The 18,066-nt window shown below is 37.2% G+C and carries 19 protein-coding genes and 1 pseudogene; 7 read left to right on the forward strand and 13 right to left on the reverse strand.

Going from position 1 to position 18,066, the window contains the following annotated elements; genetic code table 11:
• Positions 1-194 precede the first annotated feature (194 nt).
• The gene (locus tag MUB24_RS11245) at positions 195-779 is read left to right on the forward strand and encodes an anthranilate synthase component II (protein WP_244704036.1); all 585 of its coding nucleotides are present in this window, start codon (positions 195-197) and stop codon (positions 777-779) included.
• Positions 772-2,514: an aminodeoxychorismate synthase component I gene (gene pabB / locus MUB24_RS11250; protein WP_244704037.1), complete on the forward strand. Its 1,743-nt coding sequence runs from the start codon at positions 772-774 to the stop codon at positions 2,512-2,514. Before MUB24_RS11245 ends, pabB begins: the two co-directional genes overlap by 8 nt.
• A gap of 178 nt (positions 2,515-2,692) precedes the next feature.
• Here pabB and MUB24_RS11255 read toward each other — a convergent pair whose 3' ends face one another.
• From MUB24_RS11255 to MUB24_RS11305, 11 genes are all read right to left on the reverse strand, one after another.
• Entirely contained in the window at positions 2,693-2,866 is a 174-nt protein-coding gene (locus tag MUB24_RS11255) for a hypothetical protein (protein WP_244704039.1), read from the reverse strand.
• A gap of 52 nt (positions 2,867-2,918) precedes the next feature.
• Positions 2,919-3,416: a GNAT family N-acetyltransferase gene (locus MUB24_RS11260; protein WP_244704041.1), complete on the reverse strand. Its 498-nt coding sequence runs from the start codon at positions 3,414-3,416 to the stop codon at positions 2,919-2,921.
• Positions 3,417-3,547: 131 nt separating this feature from the next.
• Positions 3,548-4,093, reverse strand: a complete 546-nt coding sequence (locus MUB24_RS11265; protein ID WP_244704043.1) for a methylated-DNA--[protein]-cysteine S-methyltransferase — start codon at positions 4,091-4,093, stop codon at positions 3,548-3,550.
• 260 nt (positions 4,094-4,353) lie between these two features.
• Entirely contained in the window at positions 4,354-5,622 is a 1,269-nt protein-coding gene (locus tag MUB24_RS11270) for an Rpn family recombination-promoting nuclease/putative transposase (RefSeq protein WP_244704045.1), read from the reverse strand.
• A gap of 818 nt (positions 5,623-6,440) precedes the next feature.
• Positions 6,441-7,622 (reverse strand): MFS transporter, encoded by a 1,182-nt coding sequence (locus tag MUB24_RS11275; RefSeq protein WP_244704047.1) that lies wholly within the window; start codon positions 7,620-7,622, stop codon positions 6,441-6,443.
• Between the two features lie 139 nt (positions 7,623-7,761).
• Positions 7,762-8,064, reverse strand: coding sequence for an ArsR/SmtB family transcription factor (locus MUB24_RS11280; protein WP_244704111.1), 303 nt, complete (start codon positions 8,062-8,064; stop codon positions 7,762-7,764).
• A 426-nt stretch (positions 8,065-8,490) separates the two neighbouring features.
• Positions 8,491-10,179 carry a hypothetical protein gene (locus MUB24_RS11285; RefSeq protein ID WP_244704049.1) on the reverse strand — a complete coding sequence of 563 codons (1,689 nt, stop codon included), beginning with the start codon at positions 10,177-10,179 and terminating at the stop codon, positions 8,491-8,493.
• A gap of 232 nt (positions 10,180-10,411) precedes the next feature.
• Complete coding sequence (locus tag MUB24_RS11290) at positions 10,412-11,509, reverse strand: sensor histidine kinase (protein ID WP_244704051.1); 1,098 nt, start codon at positions 11,507-11,509, stop codon at positions 10,412-10,414.
• The gene (locus tag MUB24_RS11295; protein ID WP_244704053.1) at positions 11,506-12,192 is read right to left on the reverse strand and encodes a response regulator transcription factor; all 687 of its coding nucleotides are present in this window, start codon (positions 12,190-12,192) and stop codon (positions 11,506-11,508) included. Before MUB24_RS11295 ends, MUB24_RS11290 begins: the two co-directional genes overlap by 4 nt.
• A 91-nt stretch (positions 12,193-12,283) precedes the next feature.
• Positions 12,284-12,844, reverse strand: a complete 561-nt coding sequence (locus MUB24_RS11300) for a class I SAM-dependent methyltransferase (RefSeq protein WP_244704055.1) — start codon at positions 12,842-12,844, stop codon at positions 12,284-12,286.
• A 153-nt stretch (positions 12,845-12,997) separates the two neighbouring features.
• Complete coding sequence (locus MUB24_RS11305) at positions 12,998-13,246, reverse strand: helix-turn-helix transcriptional regulator (protein ID WP_244704057.1); 249 nt, start codon at positions 13,244-13,246, stop codon at positions 12,998-13,000.
• Positions 13,247-13,361: 115 nt separating this feature from the next.
• Between MUB24_RS11305 and MUB24_RS23825 the strand changes: the two are divergent.
• Positions 13,362-13,472, forward strand: a pseudogene (locus tag MUB24_RS23825) (TerC family protein); the annotation flags it as partial.
• A 40-nt stretch (positions 13,473-13,512) separates the two neighbouring features.
• On the opposite strand, the gene MUB24_RS11315 reads toward MUB24_RS23825, so the two are convergent.
• Together MUB24_RS11315 and MUB24_RS11320 are read right to left on the reverse strand one after the other, a co-directional pair.
• On the reverse strand, positions 13,513-14,262 hold the full coding sequence (locus MUB24_RS11315) for a CPBP family intramembrane glutamic endopeptidase (RefSeq protein ID WP_244704059.1): 750 nt from the start codon (positions 14,260-14,262) through the stop codon (positions 13,513-13,515).
• 88 nt (positions 14,263-14,350) lie between these two features.
• Positions 14,351-14,797, reverse strand: coding sequence for an NUDIX hydrolase (locus tag MUB24_RS11320; protein WP_244704061.1), 447 nt, complete (start codon positions 14,795-14,797; stop codon positions 14,351-14,353).
• A gap of 317 nt (positions 14,798-15,114) precedes the next feature.
• On the opposite strand from MUB24_RS11320, the gene MUB24_RS11325 reads away from it, so the two are divergent.
• From MUB24_RS11325 to MUB24_RS11340, 4 genes are read left to right on the forward strand one after another with little or no spacing between them, the layout of a single operon-like run.
• Positions 15,115-15,480, forward strand: a complete 366-nt coding sequence (locus MUB24_RS11325) for a lmo0954 family membrane protein (RefSeq protein WP_244704064.1) — start codon at positions 15,115-15,117, stop codon at positions 15,478-15,480.
• A gap of 4 nt (positions 15,481-15,484) precedes the next feature.
• Positions 15,485-16,123 carry a PspA/IM30 family protein gene (locus MUB24_RS11330; protein ID WP_244704066.1) on the forward strand — a complete coding sequence of 213 codons (639 nt, stop codon included), beginning with the start codon at positions 15,485-15,487 and terminating at the stop codon, positions 16,121-16,123.
• 52 nt (positions 16,124-16,175) lie between these two features.
• Positions 16,176-16,898 carry a cell wall-active antibiotics response protein LiaF gene (gene liaF / locus MUB24_RS11335; protein WP_244704068.1) on the forward strand — a complete coding sequence of 241 codons (723 nt, stop codon included), beginning with the start codon at positions 16,176-16,178 and terminating at the stop codon, positions 16,896-16,898.
• Positions 16,895-17,941, forward strand: coding sequence for a sensor histidine kinase (locus MUB24_RS11340; protein WP_244704070.1), 1,047 nt, complete (start codon positions 16,895-16,897; stop codon positions 17,939-17,941). The genes liaF and MUB24_RS11340 overlap by 4 nt, the downstream gene beginning before the upstream one ends.
• Positions 17,942-18,066: the final 125 nt, after the last annotated feature.

Below are 18,066 nucleotides of genomic sequence, written 5' to 3' on the forward strand. Positions count from 1 at the left end.
TTTGATGTTATTCACTGATGATACGAAAATCAACTTAATATTGATCCATTTATACACGACACATTAATGTGGTCTAGTAAAATTTTAGCTCCAATCTTTAGGTTTTTTTGCAACGATTCTGCATAATCTTCCCGCACTCGTTCCCATATTTGCTATAATTCTTGTAGATCATCAACGAGAGTAGGTAACAAGACATGATTGTCGTAATCGATAACTATGATTCTTTTACATTTAATTTAGTTCAATACATAAAACAGTTGGATCAAAAGGTAGTCGTGGTGCGAAACGACACCATAACTATTAAAGAAATGATCAAAATTAATCCTTCTTTCATCCTAATTTCCCCTGGTCCCGGGAATCCTGATGAAGCTGGTATTAGTTTGCAAGTAGTCAAAAAGCTATATAAGCAAGTTCCTATTTTAGGTGTCTGTTTAGGACATCAAACGATTGCCCAAGCCTTTGGTGCATCGATTGTGAAAGCAAGTGTCCCGATGCACGGAAAAGTGTCACTCATACAACATGATGGCAAGGGAATGTTTTATTCGTTGGATAATCCGCTTCGCGTTACACGTTACCATTCACTGCTTGTTGATACCGCTACATTGCCTGACTGCTTGGAGATTAGTGCTGCAACCGATACGGGGGAGATTATGGCTATCCGCCATAAAATTTACCCGATTGAAGGAATTCAAGCACATCCAGAAGCCATCTTGACAGAGAACGGCATGCAACTTTTAAGCAACTTCTTCCTTCGAAAGGACGGGAAATCGTATGCATGAAATAAAGCTATTATTTGAGTATATCGATTATCTTGGTAAGAAAAATCCCTTGACATTTAAGAACCCAAAGAAGATTATAATCGCAAAAACGGTTGATGAGGTTTTACCGTGCTTGGAAAAGGTTGAAACAGCCATTGAAGAAGGATATTATGCGGCTGGCTTCTTGACCTACGAAGCCGCACCAGCTTTTGATCGTGCCTTTAAGGTAAATTATCATGGGAATATGCCGCTCCTGTGGTTTGGCGTATTTGACGAGCCGGTAAATGAACCATTAAAAGGAATAGGGGCATTCCACGTTTCCGAATGGAAGCCATCTGTATCCGTTGAAGAGTACAAAGCAAACATCGGAAAAATTAAAGATTATATTGAAAACGGGGATACCTACCAAGTAAACTATACGATTCGTTTTGATGCGCATTTCACAGGCAATGCCGAGGTATTTTATAAGCAGTTAGCCCAAGCCCAATCGGCAGGGTATGCCGCTTATCTAAATACCGGGGATCATTCGATTCTATCTGCCTCCCCTGAGTTATTTTTTCAACTAAACGATGGCAAAATAACGACAAGACCAATGAAAGGAACAGTGAAAAGAGGGAAAACGGCTGAGGAAGATATCCAACTTGCGGACTGGTTATATCATTCGGAAAAAAATCGGGCGGAAAACGTGATGATTGTTGATTTATTGCGTAATGATTTAGGGACGATTGCCAAAACGGGGACGGTAGAGGTTCCACAATTATTTACAATCGAGCAATATCCTACTGTCTATCAAATGACATCGACTGTTACGGCGGAGGTTGTTGATAAAAGCTTAGTCGACATTTTCAAAGCGTTATTCCCATGTGGCTCGATTACAGGTGCACCGAAAGTGAATACGATGAAGATCATCAACGAACTGGAAACCATGCCACGTAACGTTTACTGTGGGACAATCGGATACGTGACACCGAATAAGGAAGCGGTATTTAATGTGCCGATCCGTACCGTTATTATTGACAATAAAACCGGAGATGCTGTATATGGAGTTGGCGGTGGTGTTACTTGGGATTCAAAGGCCGATGATGAATACAATGAGGTGCTGACGAAAACCAAATTATTGAAGGAACTACCAACCTCATTTGAGTTATTAGAAACAATGAGGTTGGTGAACGGGAACTATACTGTTTACGAAAACCATTTCGAGCGTCTGAGAAACTCTGCCGCATTTTTTAGTTTTCATTTGAATGAAAAGGAGATTCACAACCAGTTATCCACGATCGCCAAAAAACATTCTGTTGGAAACTTTCGCGTACGGCTACTTGTCATGAAAAATGGAATGTTTTCTATTAAAATTACACCCTTTCAGATTGGGAAAGGTTTACCGCTTCAAGCAGTATTGGCAAAGGAGCCTATCCATCCAGATAATATTTTTCTTTACCATAAAACGACCAATCGGACCGTTTATCAACGGTTTCAGGAACAGCACCCGAACGCATTTGATGTTTTACTCTGGAATACCAATTGGGAATTGACCGAGTTTACCCTTGGAAATGTTGTTGTCGAACTGGGAGGCGAGCTTGTAACACCACCAATTGAATGTGGCCTATTACCGGGCACTTATCGACAGAAGCTATTAAAAGAAGGGAAAATTCGCGAACGTAAGGTGACGGTTGATAACTTGGATGATTGTACACGAATATGGTTGATTAATAGTGTTCGGGAATGGGTGGAGATTCGTCTTCCCATCGATGTTTAAAATGAGGCCCGGGCGCTTTTTTCCTTTTTAAAACACCTGTATCTAACTTTACCGCTCTTACCTGTTAATGAAGGTGAATTTTGACATAATAATATATTGAAAAAGCAATAATATTTATTTTATATATATAAAAACGGAGAATGCCCTCCATTTTCAACATCATTCTCGTATGATTTGATTATATATTGAAGGCATTCTCCAACTCATTTATTTCCTTATCTCCTATTTTGTATATATTTCCAAACCCGATTGTAGAAATAAATGCTTTGGCACTATATTCAGCAACCTCTAATCGGTCAAAAGCATTTATCAGGCTTGTACCTGTTACTATTAAACAGTCATTTTGGACCATTGCAAGCGGTGTATCCTTAAAAATACTCTTTTTCCAGAATAGAAAAATAGTATTAATCCACCCATTTATTTTGCCAAAAAAGTTCTTCCTTAAAAATAGCTTCCCTTCTCATACCAAGATGTTCCATCAAAGCTGCGGAGCGTGTATTATTGGAATTGCACATCCCAATTACTTTATGTGCCGCTAACTTTTCAAAAGCAAATTGTAATAAAAGTTTAGCCGCTTCACTTCCGTAACCCTTTCCCTCATATTCGGGAAGTATGGCAAAACCAATTTCCCAGCTCTTTCTGTATTCACTATCATTCCATACTTGTGCTAATCCAATCGGGGTTTTCTTCTTATCCACGGCTGCCGTTACGATAAAATCGTAACTTGTTGGTTTTTCTTTTTCTTCCATTCTTTGTATGTATTCTTCACGTACAACATTTTCATCTGATTCTACATATTCTTCAAAGTACCATAAATTTTCATCACATTCTATCCTGCAAATAAAGTCTAAATCATTGATTGATACCCTTGATAGCCATATTTTTTCTCCGGAAATCTCCATCATACTCCTCCCTAGCATCCCAAATCACTTAGATTATGATTGAAAACATTAAACTCATTAACGGGCACCTAACACATGCTTTAGGGAGGGAAACTTCTGCCTTGGGTCTTTAAACGGTAGAAATGAATAAGTTAAAAGTTAAATCGGACATGTCCTGAAGCATCATATTGTTCCATCCCTTCAAGTTGTAAAAGGGTTTCCTTGAATCGTAATCCGCCCCTAAAACCGGTTAGAGTGCCATTTTTGCCGATCACCCGGTGGCACGGAATAATAATAGGAATGGGATTTTTCCCATTAGCTGTACCTACAGCACGTGTCGCTTTCGGGTTGTCGAGCGCAATCGCGATATCAAAATAACTGCGAGTTTCACCGTAGGGAATCTGTCTCAATTCATTCCAAACAGAGACTTGAAAGGGGGTCCCCCGTAAATCTAAAGGCATTGAAAAAACGGTTAATTGTTTCTGGAAATACTGATGTAATTGATTGGTATAGAACTGAAGACCTTGATCACTTCTCACCAAGACAGGTGATGAAAAATGGCGGAAAATCCATTGCTCCATTGTTTCAAACGACTCGTTTGGTAATGCGACATAGCATAACCCCTTATCCGAAGCAGCTACAAATAATTTTGTAGATTGATATTCAAATGGTGACCAATAAATCTTTTCTTCTGTCATATCTTCTACCTTCCTTTCCTTGCCATTGTGATATTCGTTACACGAAGACCATTCTCCAAAAAACCGAGATGTTCCACCACCTTTACAGCTAGCCTTTAGTCAATGGACAATACTTGTTGGAATTCAGCCAAGGCTTTCAATCTTTTCGTCCTATTCAAAAAAACATCTAAGATTGGCCAATTCAGCGGTTAAGATGATGGACATTTCGGGGTACGATCTTCTCTTTTCTGAATTTAGAATTTAACTCTTTCTACTAACGTTTATTTTTTCATATCTCGCTGGATTTCAGCGACTTGTTCTTTTGTGAGACCAGTAGATTCAACAATCAAATCCGTTTCGACACCTGCTTTTAGGAGTCGAATGGCTACTTCTTCTTTCGCTATTTGTACCGCTTCCTGTTCTTTTTGCTTCGCTTCTTTTATCTTATGCTCAGCCATTTTTTCTTTCCGTTCTATACTCTTTTCCCTTTGCATTAACCTCTGTTTTTCTTCCTCAATCCTTTGGCTTTCTTCCTCAATCCTTTGGTTTTCCTCCTCAATCCTTTGGTTTTCCTCCTCAATCCTTTGGCTTTCCTCCTCAATCCTTTGGCTTTCCTCCTCAATCCTTTGGCTTTCCTCCTTATTTCGCTGTTCTCCTTCCATAATTTTTTGTTTCAATTTATCCATTTTCGCCTGGTAAGCTTCCTCATCCAAAATGCGCTTCAGCCGATCTTCATATGCACGAACTTCTGATTCAGCCAGACTTAGATTTTCCCATCCTTCAAAAGCGGAATGCAATGTTTTATCATTCACGGCAATCGCCTCCAATTCCTTATAAATATCTTCATAAACTTCTCCATTTCGATGATCAACAATACCGAGCAGCAATAGCCATCGGACTAAAATATCGTTCCATGGGTCCAATTGTTCTTTTTTCCAATCCTTTAATAGCTTTGGCATTTCGATAAAATGAAATTCCATTACATTAGTCAACCTAAATTTATCTTTATCTTCATGCAAATGATACATCGTATGAAAGCGTTCCGTTTGATCAAATATATTATAATTAAGAATATTAATTGAAATCACTGTTCTCAGCTCATCATAATCCATGCTCTTGTTCAATGTTTCGGCGTATAATCTTGACCAGTAAAATAAAGAACGCTTAATCATATTATATTTATTCGAAAATTGAATTTCCATATTGATTCGTTCATTCTGATTCGTTGTCACCAGCACATCCAATCTGGATAATTTATCTTCCGCATACTCTCTGCCTATTTCTGAGTTTAGGAAGGCAATTTCCTTTATCTTGCCTCTCCCCGCCTTCTGTAAAAAAGCATTTAAAAATACGACTGTTATATGCTTATTCTTTTCACTGCCAAACAACTGCTTAAATGAATAATCAATTTTTAAATCCATTAATTTGTTTAACGGAACCCGTTTAAGCAATCTTGTACTTGACATTTTCCTGTTGTAGTGTGTGGTATCCTCGTTGATTCGAAAATGTGGGCCGACAGGGGCTTTATAGAGTAGTTCAGTTTGTGTCACATCAAACACATCCTTTGTTATTTATGGAGACTAAACCGGGGTGTATTTCTAATAGAAGTATAGCAAAAATTCGTTCGCGAAACAAGAGTTCCCTAAACACCTCTGTTTTTCGCATGAATTCTATTTCCCCTTGTTACTTTAGGAGTTATTTTGCACCTGTTTTAAGTGCTATTTTGCACTATATATATAAAAAGTCCAATATCCCAACATTAGATTTAAGAAATTGGACTTTTATCATTACTTCGGAATATCGCGCGATTATGGAAGATCATAAGCATATTTCTTGTTTAACTAAAAATGGGCCCCCTTTAGTTAAAGGGTAATACTTCACAATCTTTAGTTTTATATACATGTTCAATAAATTTTGATCAATCATTTTACTTTTGCTACACCTTAAACAAAATGACTCCAAAGTATATTCCCAATTAATTCAGCTTGAGATTCTTCACAATTAATAATTAAGATTATTTCAGAGTGTTTGCCTTTTAAAACTCTTTTAGTTTTTTTACAAGCAATTCTATAAAAAGCCGAATAGTAAAGCTAAGAACAAACCCAACGAATGCACCTATAAGTTCCCAATACATTGGAACCAAAATAATTTAAATCCTATACATGCTCCAATAACCGAAAAAGCGGTTGAAAGCTCCATACCTATATCAATAAGGGGTGAACCACCCGACCGATGCAGGGTATCAAAAGTTTTGCGGTCTTCTTTTCGATTGTCTAGAGTCAACGCAAAGTGAGAAATCCTTATTACTTACTTTAAAATATAAATTCAACACATTTGACAAAAATATACTGTTCTAATTGTACTTTTATTACTGGTTCACTACATTATAGTCATCTAATATTTTTTTAGAAGTAGCACGTGAAGCCAATATTGTTACAACGATTGCGATAGCAACTCCCAAAGCCCCTACCCAAGTAATGGAAGATAGGGAAACTCTCTCTACAAAGATACCTCCAATAGCTGCACCTGCAGCCATGGCCAATTGCATCATTGACTGATTGAGACCTAGTAGTACACCTGATGACTCTGGCTCTATTGTAGCTAGGTGATATTGTTGAGTCGGGCCAGAAGACCATGCAGCAAATGACCATAATATTAAAATGATCAACACTCCAACATAAGAATCGGTAACTAGTGAGAACAAAATTAGCATGATGATATGTAATGTCATTCCGCTAATCAGTGTAAAATTCACACCCCATCGGTCGGTACTAAATCCACCAAACTTTGATCCAACTAGACTGGCAATACCGAATATAAGGAGAACTCCACTCAGCAATTTGTCGCTTACACCTGATATATTTAAAAGGTAAGGGGATAGATAGGTATAGGCAATCGAATATCCACCAAGCCAGAAAAAGGTGATGGCTAATCCCAGCACAACTTTTGGTTTCTTAAATAGAGTGAGTTGTTGAGTTAAAGATACAGGTTTATCCCCTTGAATTTTAGGAATTGTAAGAGAAATGACAACCATTGCTAATAATCCAAGTAAGGCGATTCCTCCAAATACAGCTTTCCAACCAAGTAAATCACTAGTCATTCTGCCAAGTGGGACTCCGATTATTAATGATGCAGTAAATCCCATTACTACTGTAGCAATAGCACTACCCTGCTTACCTTTTGGTGCAATTTTTTCGGCGATAGTTAATGCTGTTACTACGACCATCCCTGCACCAAGAGCCATAATAATTCTTGAGACAATAAATAATCCATATCCTGGAAGGACGAATGCAAGAATATTTCCAATAATAAATACGCCAAGTGAATATAACATTAACTTGCGTCTATTCATTCCTGATGTCAAAGCCATTAGTACCGGTGTGAAGATGGCGTATACAAGCGAAAAAATGGTAATTAACTGCCCAACTGCAGCTAAAGTAATTCCTAATGATTCTGAAATATTATCCAAAATACCAGAGATTATATACTCTGAAGTACCAACTAAAAAACTTACGATAGCTAAGATGTATATCTTTACAGTGTTTGACAAAATAGTTCACTCCTCAATATGATGAATTGATATATCTAGATTTGTTAATATGCATAAGTAAAAAAATACATATTCAGATATGTCGATTTGTATTTGTTAAATGAAACTGAATTCTGATTTATGAATTCAGTTTCATTTATTAAATCTTTTCTTCGAGAATAGTGGCAAATTTTTTTATGGCATCTTCATCTCTTTTATAATAAGTGTATTTACCTATACGTTCTGTTTTAATTAACCCAGCTCGTAGTAGAATAGAAAGGTATTGAGATGCTGTTGATTGCGTCATTTTCAATTTATCTGTTATTTGACTAACACAAACCCCTGTAGTATTCATATCAATCCCTTCGTGGGGCGTAAAATGACGATCAGGTTCCTTCAGCCATTGTAAAATTTGCAATCTTGATTCATTGGATAAGGCTTTGAAAACTTCAATTGGTTCCATACAAACCATTATATCGAGAAATAACGATATGTCAACATGTTTTATTTTGATATCTCCCAAAAATCTTTCTCTTTTCCTTCTTTGTCTTGTCCAAAGCTAAAGAGGTATCTCAATGAATAAAAATCAACTGGCTAAGTGGTTGGAAAATCAGGGAGCGAAATCTATGAATGATTTAAACTGAGATTTTTTGTTAAAAAAGGTTTGTCCCAACGCTGGAACAAACCTTTTTCCCCCTTCTTTTTTATTAGAACTTCCTACAAATGATTTTTCATTTCAACAACCATCAATTACTTAATCTCGTTCGCCAAAAAGCTTTTCTAAACATCGCTACAGTTATTTCCGCTTTTCCTAGCTTTTTTCCTCGTTTGATATTTCCCTCAAATAATCCAAATTCTAAACTGATCACTAAAAGCGCATCAGATTCCTCTACAACTCGGCTACCCGTACTGCATTGGTGATCTCTCTCCTGAAAGCCGAATACCTTGAATATTTGCCCCGATATTTCTCAATAAAACCAAGCCCGTCCTGTTTATTTCCTCGATTCGCCAACGTTTCAGCCATAGCAACTAACATCTTCGCTGCTTTATCATAACTCCCGCGATATTGATTGCTGACAATTGCATCTACTCGGCGTCCAGTTTCTTTTTTACACCACTCCAAATAGAAATCCTCTTGTTCTTCAGTTAAGTGAATAGTGCTTTTAACACGATTCATAATTTCAATATATTTATCTACATTCGTTCCTTGTCCACTATAATACCCACGGTTTACAGCATATGTCCACTGATCATGGAGAACGCTGGAATATTTGCCATCCTTGGATAGAACATCCATCAAAAAAATAAGCATAATTGGTTTCGGGTGTGCACTGGAGCTCCATCCAAGCGGGCCTTCTCCTTTACACATTTCAAACACTTGCTCATAGCGTCCACCTAGAAGGAGCGCTTGGATAAAAACTCCTTCATCTATGGAAGAAAGTTTTCTTTCCGGATCACGATATACATAATCGTTTGTACTTCCCTTCTTCTTTAATTCTTTCATTCGCTTTTCCGCTCCATCCCTTATCTCATCAAAACAGCCTTCTTCCTCTGCTAAAATATATAAATCTAGCAAATATTTCATAGATGGCTTGGAGTAAAAACTCTCTCTTAGCCCTCTTAGTTTCAATAGATGATCACCACGTTCTTCACCAATTGTTGCCAGCTTTTCCGCTACTTCTGCTCTTACCTCGTAATGGCTTGGAATGATTGATAACCCTTCTGTAGCAGCTTGGAGAATAGCTTCTGTATCACCTTCCATTTCCAAAGCCGTGATCCAGTCCATATACGCCCCTGGAAATTTATTGGCATACGCTCTCGCAAACTCTGAAATTGCAGGAATCCCCCCCTGAAGAAAAATCGCTTCTCTCAGTAGCTCACTAATATGAGCAGATGGTTTTTCTTTTAAAAATTCAATCCAATTGACCAAAAAGCCATTGAAATCAGGCAGCGTTGTATCTAACGCATCCTTTACATCTATCAATTTTATACTAGGTGAAACCAAGTATTGATATTCCTGAATTGATTCATATAACAAATCTGGCCGCTCTTCTGAATCAGCATTTATATAAACAGCCCTCAGAAAAAGAGCAACATGTTCGCGCAAGTCTACCTCCAGCATATTACTTGGGTCCAAATCCCCCGGAAGATGTCCAGGTTCCTCTCCCATTTCTAATATATCGAACAATTTTCTATAGATCTTTTCTGCAATCTCAGATTGGCCTTCGCGAAGTAAGTTTCTAGCTTCAAGAAAAAATCCATCCATTTCCTGAGCCCAACTTTCATCACCAAAATCTCTTTCATCTAGAATATCTGGGTCCCAACCATAGCCTTCAACATAAACACCTTCGTCCACATCTTCGGCAAAGGCTTCAATTTCATTCAGCAGCGCCTCTATATTCATGAGAGACATTTTTCCCTGACGGTCATTACCTAATTTATTCAAGAAGTCTTGCCTTTTAGACGGAGCTTCTACAGCGGCCCATTCCAAAACTAAGGTTTTCAGTTCTTCTTTTGAAAAATGATCCAGTCTCTGTTTCACTTCATCTATAAATCCTTTATAGCTTAAATGATCCATAAAGTTCTCCTCTCCTTTTCTTTACCTACCTATTTTAAAGGAGAATGACTGCGCATACAAATATTGCCTCCCTATGCAGCCAGAAGCGATTTTATGTATCTTTTCGTTTTAATTAGAAAATAATACTACTAAATTTCAGATCCCAATTTGATAAGATAAACAATGAAAAGCAAGGTTAAAACTCATGATCCAGTTCCCTGCAAAATATCCATTCGTTCATAATATCATCATTCTATTCCTGTAAGCCGCTACCTTTCAGTACTATATGTTCTATTGAAAAGGTCAGCCACCCTTCTTTATAGTCCACGTTTAAAGCTCCTCCATGGAGCTCCACAATTCTTTTTGAAATAGCAAGCCCAAGACCAGATCCTCCACCCTCTAATCTTGCTTGATCGCCCCTATAGAAACGTTCAAATAATTTATTCATCTCTTTAATTGGAGGGCCTTCTACTCGATTTGAAATGGAAAAAAATGCTTTATCCCCGTCTGAAGAAAGATTGATTTTTATAACAGAAGGTTTTAAACTGTAATTTTTCGCATTCGTAAGAAGATTATCATAGACACGCACCATTTTTTCTACATCCATAGTAATGAATAAGTCTTCATCCGGAATTGTTTTTTGAATAGACAACTCTTCCTTTTCGAAAATGGGAATATATTCACCTGTCATCTGTTCTAATAAATCGTTCAGTAATACATTCGTAAGGTTTAATTGGACATCTGGGCTTGTCAACTTGGTATATTCAAATAGTTCATCAATCAGTGTTTTAAGCTTTAGTGATTTGGAATAAACTCTTTCCATATAATTCACTAACTCTTCCTCATTTTTATACTCCTTTTTTCTTAACAAATCCAAGTAACCGAGAATGGATGTTAAGGGGGACCTTAAATCATGCGAGATATTTGTAATGAGTTCATTTTTGCTATGTTCAATCTGCCTCTCATGTTCAAATTTTCTTTCAAGTTCCCTAGACATCATGTTAATATTGTGAGAGAGTTGTGATAATTCATCATTCCCTTTCACGACAACGGTGGAACCTAGTTTCCCATTTGCTATATATTGGACGCGGTCGATAATATGCTTTAAATACTTTATTTTTTTTCGGATCAGGAACAAAAAACTTATAATAAATGATAAGGCAATAACGGTAAATACAAGGAGAACACCAAGATTGTATTTAAGCATGCCAATTTGATTAGGATTTACCAGATAATAGCGGTTAATCCATTGTGAAATGAAAATTGTGATAAGAAGTGCTACGGAAAAACTTATTGTAATGGCAATGAGAAGTTCAATACTTAACGTATTCCAAAACCGTTTTTTCCTCATATTTTATAACCTACTCCCCAAACTGTTTTTATATAGATAGGGTGTTTAGGGTCCTCTTCAATTTTATCTCTTATCTTTGTAATATGGACCATTACTGTATTATCGGACTTGAAGAAATCCTCTTTCCAAACAGCCTCATAGATTCGACCAACATTCAATACAATCCCTTTATTGCGCGCGAGCAACTCCAGAATATCAAATTCTTTCGGAGTAAGCCTTACTTCCTTTTCTCCCACAAATACTTGACGTGTATCTGTGTGAATGATCAAGTCTCCTATTTTAATAACGCTCTTATTGATATCTGCATCAGCATTATATTTTTTAAATCTTCTAAGCTGCGATTTGACTCTTGCCATAAGTTCCAAAGGATTAAACGGTTTGGTGATATAATCATCTGCGCCGGATGCGAGCCCTTGAATTTTATCCATATCCTCGGATTTAGCAGAAAGCATAACGATTGGCATATGCCGCTTCTCCCTAATTTTCATACATGCATCTATTCCATCCATTTCAGGCATCATAATATCCAAAATAACAAGATCAAACCGGTCCTTTTCTAAATACTCCAATGCCTCAAGAGCATTCTCAGCCATTTCCGTTTGAAACCCCTCATTTCCTAAATAAATCGAAATGATTTTTCTAATATCTGGATCGTCATCGACAATTAATATCTTTTCATTCAATATACTTTCACCATCCTTATAAGCATGTCGAGAATAAAAGGACACTTCATTTAATAAAATGGGATCTCACTGCCAGTTCATTCAGGATCAATCATTCATTGCTGCAAGTGAATACACAAGCGGGTGGTGTATTGCGAAATTCCCGCTTGACCTCAATGCGCTGAAAATATTGATGAATCATTTTTAGCTTATATCGGGTATATTGGAAAGCAACAAACTTACCATGGCTACCCAACAGTTGTTTTGTTTTTATTAAAATATCATTGGATACACACTTAGGCAAACTGGCAAAAGGTAGTCCAGATACCACATAATCAATATAAGGAAAACCATATTTAGATACATATTTCTCCACTTCGTCGGCCGAACCGTGAATAATGAACAGATTCTGTTCACCTTTATACTTTTCCTTTAAAAGCCTGTAAAATTCCTGATTCCTTTCGATCAACATAATACTTGTATTTCCACTTCTATTTTCGATGATTTGGTCGGTAAAAACTCCCGTACCTGGGCCATATTCAACGATATAGTCAGCATTTTCGAAATCAATATGATGGATCATTTTTTGGGCGAGATACTTTGAACTTGGCCAAACAGCCCCGACAGTCCTCGGTTGTACGACATATTGAAAAAGAAAAAGAAAAGAATTCATCATTTTTACCACCTCTAGATTGAATTTAATGAATGTATAAATAGAATAAAGGTCAATCCTGAAGAAATAGTGGTAAAAATTCTTAAGAATTCTTAACAAAAAAATGCTCACCTGACAAAGCTGCATAATGCGTATGCAAAAAAACGGAAAACATTATGAATGACCCGTGTCATCCTCCTCTAAAATAAACACTTCATCAATTGGCATATCAAAATATTTTATCAATTTTAATGCCAACTCCAGGCTGGGATTATACTTATTTTTTTCAATGGCATTTATCGTTTGACGAGTAACTTGAAGATCCTCCGCCATTTTAACTTGCGTTATCCCCTTTTTTTGGAAAAATGTGGGTCTCTCAACATTGGCAAGCAAGTTTTTTAGTGCATTTATGGCCAAATGCATGATGATTTAAAGCAACATCGGTCTTGTCAACATGAGGGAGCTTTTCGCATCTTTTTTAAAACACTATCCCATACTATAGGATAAGCTATATTTTTATTATGAAGGGGGGCTTTTTATGAATTCACTTTGGTTGGAGTATGCATGGACATTATTGGTTTTAATTGGTCTTGAGGGGATACTGTCTGCCGATAATGCACTTGTTATTGCTGTTATTGCTAAGCATTTAGTTTTCCAATCTTCCTATCACCCTCCTCCTATTTTCCTTCTCAGTAGACTCCAAATATTAGGAAGATAATAGGCATTGCACTGAATGCTATGTTAACAATGAAATGGCAAACGATTAGAGGGAACAACCTCTTTTGTTTATGATAGATGAACCCACTGCCAATTCCCCATACTAAGAAAGCCACTGCATAGACAATCGCTCCTTGTATACTTGCAGCTAACATAACGTGTTGGAACGCAAACCCAATAGATGGAATGAATATCCCTATCCACACTTTTTTATAATGCCTAATGAATAATGGTTGTGCATATCCACGGTACATCAACTCTTCAATTGGAGCATTTAAAAAGGGAAAGATTAGTGAGATACATGCTGCAAACCACATTAGCCATCTCGGTCTTGAGAAAGTACTCTCCACTTCTCCAGCAAAAACAGTTTGAAAGTTATGGATAAAATCAGATCCATACATGATAAACATCGTACACATAACAGCCAGAATAAATGGAAAATACAATACAAAAAGCCATAAGAAACCGGATAATATATCCTTTCCTAGACGTTCCGAACGAAAGTCTATTAATTCTTTAAACGAGCGCCCTTCATTTTTTAACATTCGGTGCAAAAGAAAAAAGCAAAATACATTTACAACTGTAAAGTAAATGGTCGATAGATCAGGGAAAAAGGGAAAGGTCGTTTCTAGTCCAAACCATTTGAACAATAAAAATAAAATAATCAACATAACAAACAGCAATGGAATTCGTATAAATGAGACCAGCCAGGCATTTTTCAATAAATTGGCACCTCTTTCCCTACACTATCAGGCATCATCTTATGAAAGACGACATACTATTAATACGACTAGTTTATCTTATCGAACTTTACTTTTCACATTCCTTATGATGAGAAGTTGCTGCCACTGCCTTCGTTAAAAGGCCAATCAAAAAATCCTTATCCTCTGGAAAACTAAAATCGATTGTCCTTAATTCATCTATGTCCTTCCAAGCGATATCATAAATTAAATGATCAGGATCTTGAATTTTTCTTTCGCCACCCACAATCTTTACTAAGAAATAATGAACCTCAAAAGAGATCTGTATTTCTTCATAACTACCTTTTTTCAGTTTTATTTCATCAACGATTTCCACACGATATCCTGTTTCCTCCTCAACCTCTCTTATACAGCATTCTTCCAACGTTTCATTCTTTTCGAGTCCACCTGATGGAACAGACCACTTTTTTTCCTCTTCAGGTTTTCCTTGTAATACCATTAACAATTGCCCTTTTTCACTGATACATACACCTGCTGATCCAACCCATTTTTGCATGGTTCATAACTCCTTCTATTTGAAACTCACAGCTTATCTAAATCGCTTACAATTATGACGTTCCTTTACAGCCTTTTCTCCATTTCACCATATGTTCACAGCATACATACGAGAAAATAATCGTTTTCTCTTACTCAATTTATTCCTTCCACTATATTTATTACGATAAAAAGTTACTCTTTCCCTGAACTTTTGATTTTTCCGATCAATTACATATATCCGTCTCTAGACTTAGATAAAAACAAGGCCGCGGGTCGTTAAAGGATGAGGTTGATTTCTTTATGATAAGGATAGTACAAATGGAAGGAGGAAAAGAAATGAAAAAGTTACTTATCTTTATCTTGGCGATTATTTTAGCCATCATTGCACTAGCAAATCTGGGGAGCATTATTGGTTTTGCGATTTGCTTGCTGATTGTTTATTATTCGCTCAAGCAATTTTTAAAAACGGAGTCAACAGGACAAAAAATCCTTTGGGGAATCATCGGTCTGATCGGATTGTCAGGCTTACTCGGGAATTTACCAGCTTTGGTAGGAATAGCAGCCGTGTGCCTTCTTTATGTAGGGTATAAGCATTGGAAAAAAGAAAAGGCTGAAGATGTTCATCAGGAAGATGATCCATTTACAAATTTTGAAAGCCAATGGAATGAACTTGAAAAAAGTCTAAACAGTAAAGGAGATTAAAAAAATGAATGATTTATTTGAAAGAATGAAACAGGCGATCAAAGAGGATTTTTACGAAATTACGGACAAAGAGAAAAAATCAAGTCCCGTTTCTCTCCTTAATAAATATTTACGGGAGTGCGAAGGGGAAGTGAAAAAGGCTGAAAAGCTAATAGAAAGACAAAAGCTTTTGAAGAATGAGTTTCACAATGAATGGCAGCAGAGCGAAAAAATGGCTGAAAAACGAAAACAACAGGGAGCGATCGCACTTGAAGCAGGTGCGGAAGATTTGTCAGAAATTGCCCTGCGTGAACAGGCCCAATTTGAAGAACGGGCAGAGCGTTTGAAACAGGCCTATGACCATTCCGTAAAACAATTAGAAGAACTTGAGCACAAATATAAGGAAATGCAATTAAAGCTGAAAGATATGCATATGAAAAGACTGGAACTGATGGGGCAGGAAAACATGGTCATGATGAAAAACAAAATGAATAAAGTACTGAAAGAGTCTGAATTTGGATTTGCTGCTGAAAATTTCGAATCCATTGAAAGGTCATTTGAGAGTGAGGAAAAGAAAGCAAATGATGAGTATGAAATCAGCATATTCGATGCCCGCATCCAACAGCTTGCAAAAGAAATGAACAAAGAAGATTTAGCGAAATAAAGAGGATCTTGTGATAAAATAAACACAACAGCAACCGATTGGAGGGACAATCTTGAAAAAATTAAGCCAAAAAAGTCGAATGGGCTGGTTTATGCTCCTTGTAGCAACTGGAATCACTTTGGAGCTTTTACTAAATTGGAAGTTATTCGTCCCTCTTCTCATCGGTTGTTTTCTCATTTATTATGGCTTAAGGAAAGCACGCCGGGAATCAAGTAAGGTTTATTTCATTATTGGTTTATTGTTCGCCATCATTCCCATTATGTCTACGTCCTTTTTCAAACTTTTTATGATCGTCGCAGTGATTTACGGTCTTATCCAGTACTCAAAAGCAAAAAAACAGCCACAAAAACGTAGCATCGAGACCGTCCCACCTGGTACCAATCCAAAAGTAAACAGGAAAATACCGTACATCAAAAACAGGCTGACCGGGAATCAAAGGATCGTAAATCAAGTATTTGAATGGGACGATATTAATATACAATGCGGATTCGGAAATACGATCATTGATTTGGGAATGACCATGCTTCCTCCTGGAGACAGCATCGTTCTAATCCGCGGCTTTATTGGAAATATTCAGCTTCTTGTTCCTTTTGATGCTTCTATTACGGTGAATCATTCCACGATCAGCGGGAAACTGAAAGTATTCAACCATGAAGAAGAGCTTTTGAATTCGAATGTCATTTACTATACAGACGAAAATGATGAAGAGGCATCCAGAAGGATAAAAATTATCACCAATGTTGCTTTCGGGGACGTAGAGGTGAGACGCACATGAAAATGGCCAAAACATTTTCTTTTTACTTTGCGTTATTAGCCTTCTGCACTTTTGTACTTGTCTTATTGATGTTGTTATTTACGGTAGATATAAATTGGGATCAGTTACTCATGCGAAAAAAGACTTTTTTAATCTCCAATTTGCTGTTTATATTCGTCATTTTCCCATTAATCGGTTTCATTATTGGCTATATGATTGGAATTTCGCTAGACAAAAAAGCGGAAAAGATAGAGTTAAGTCTTTTGGAATTAGAAAGAGGAAATTATGACGAGGATCATAGCTCTCTACTGAACAAAGGAGATTTTCCAGCTATTTGGCAAGGAATCGAGAACATCCGGATCCGGCTCAAAGAGCAAGCAGTGTTATATCAAAAGTTTTCCAATGAACGAACGAAGTGGAACAGTCAAATGAAAGAAGAGGTGCTGACGCAAGAGAGAAATCGGCTTGCGAGGGAGCTTCATGATTCTGTCAGCCAGCAGCTTTTTGCTGCGATGATGCTATTATCCGCCATTAATCAAAGCCCTGATCCGACGAGTGAAACGACTGCAAAACAACGGATCAAGGTCGAAGAAATTATCAATGAGGCTCAATCAGAAATGAGAGCTTTACTTCTTCATCTCAGGCCGATTCAATTGGAAGGCAAGAGCCTTAAAATCGGAATGCAGGAAGTTTTGTCTGAATTAACAGGGAAACTTCCGATGAAAGTGTCATGGAATCTGCAGGATATTCACTTGCAAAAAGGCATAGAGGACCACATCTTCCGAATCATGCAAGAGGCTGTTTCAAACACATTAAGACATGCAAAAGCAAGTACATTGGAAGTCAATATGATGGAAGTGGATCAATATTTATTTTTAAAAGTGATGGATGACGGAAAAGGCTTTAACGTCGATGATCAAAAAGCCGGTTCTTATGGATTGATGAATATGAAAGAGAGAGCGGCTGAAATCGGAGGAAACATCAAGTTAGTCAGCCTTCCGGGGAGAGGAACAAGCATTGAAGTGAAAATTCCTCTATTAAAGGATGTTCAAAAAGTCCGGTAAAAAGACATAAGCGAATTTCTTCGTTGGCTTGTTTCTACGCTGCTCATGTATTTAAAGGCATACATTCCGCTGCTCGAAACTACGCCGCCTCGAACTTCTTGGTCCTTTTTATCCTTCTTTTTGAA

It is taken from the genome of Lederbergia sp. NSJ-179 (genome assembly GCF_022867885.1).
GTDB lineage: Bacteria > Bacillota > Bacilli > Bacillales > Bacillaceae_C > Lederbergia.

Bases quoted from the DNA above. Each gene is read 5' to 3' on its own strand.
- MUB24_RS11340 (WP_244704070.1), top strand. From the start codon at position 16,895: ATGAAAATGGCCAAAACATTTTCTTTTTACTTTGCGTTATTAGCCTTC.
- MUB24_RS11280 (WP_244704111.1), bottom strand. From the start codon at position 8,064: ATGGAACCAATTGAAGTTTTCAAAGCCTTATCCAATGAATCAAGATTG.
- MUB24_RS11300 (WP_244704055.1), bottom strand. From the start codon at position 12,844: ATGAATTCTTTTCTTTTTCTTTTTCAATATGTCGTACAACCGAGGACT.
- MUB24_RS11285 (WP_244704049.1), bottom strand. From the start codon at position 10,179: ATGGATCATTTAAGCTATAAAGGATTTATAGATGAAGTGAAACAGAGA.
- MUB24_RS11325 (WP_244704064.1), top strand. From the start codon at position 15,115: ATGAAAAAGTTACTTATCTTTATCTTGGCGATTATTTTAGCCATCATT.
- MUB24_RS11260 (WP_244704041.1), bottom strand. From the start codon at position 3,416: ATGGAGATTTCCGGAGAAAAAATATGGCTATCAAGGGTATCAATCAAT.
- MUB24_RS11320 (WP_244704061.1), bottom strand. From the start codon at position 14,797: ATGCAAAAATGGGTTGGATCAGCAGGTGTATGTATCAGTGAAAAAGGG.
- MUB24_RS11265 (WP_244704043.1), bottom strand. From the start codon at position 4,093: ATGACAGAAGAAAAGATTTATTGGTCACCATTTGAATATCAATCTACA.
- pabB (WP_244704037.1), top strand. From the start codon at position 772: ATGCATGAAATAAAGCTATTATTTGAGTATATCGATTATCTTGGTAAG.
- MUB24_RS11290 (WP_244704051.1), bottom strand. From the start codon at position 11,509: ATGAGGAAAAAACGGTTTTGGAATACGTTAAGTATTGAACTTCTCATT.
- MUB24_RS11305 (WP_244704057.1), bottom strand. From the start codon at position 13,246: ATGCATTTGGCCATAAATGCACTAAAAAACTTGCTTGCCAATGTTGAG.
- MUB24_RS11255 (WP_244704039.1), bottom strand. From the start codon at position 2,866: ATGGTCCAAAATGACTGTTTAATAGTAACAGGTACAAGCCTGATAAAT.
- MUB24_RS11330 (WP_244704066.1), top strand. From the start codon at position 15,485: ATGAATGATTTATTTGAAAGAATGAAACAGGCGATCAAAGAGGATTTT.
- MUB24_RS11245 (WP_244704036.1), top strand. From the start codon at position 195: ATGATTGTCGTAATCGATAACTATGATTCTTTTACATTTAATTTAGTT.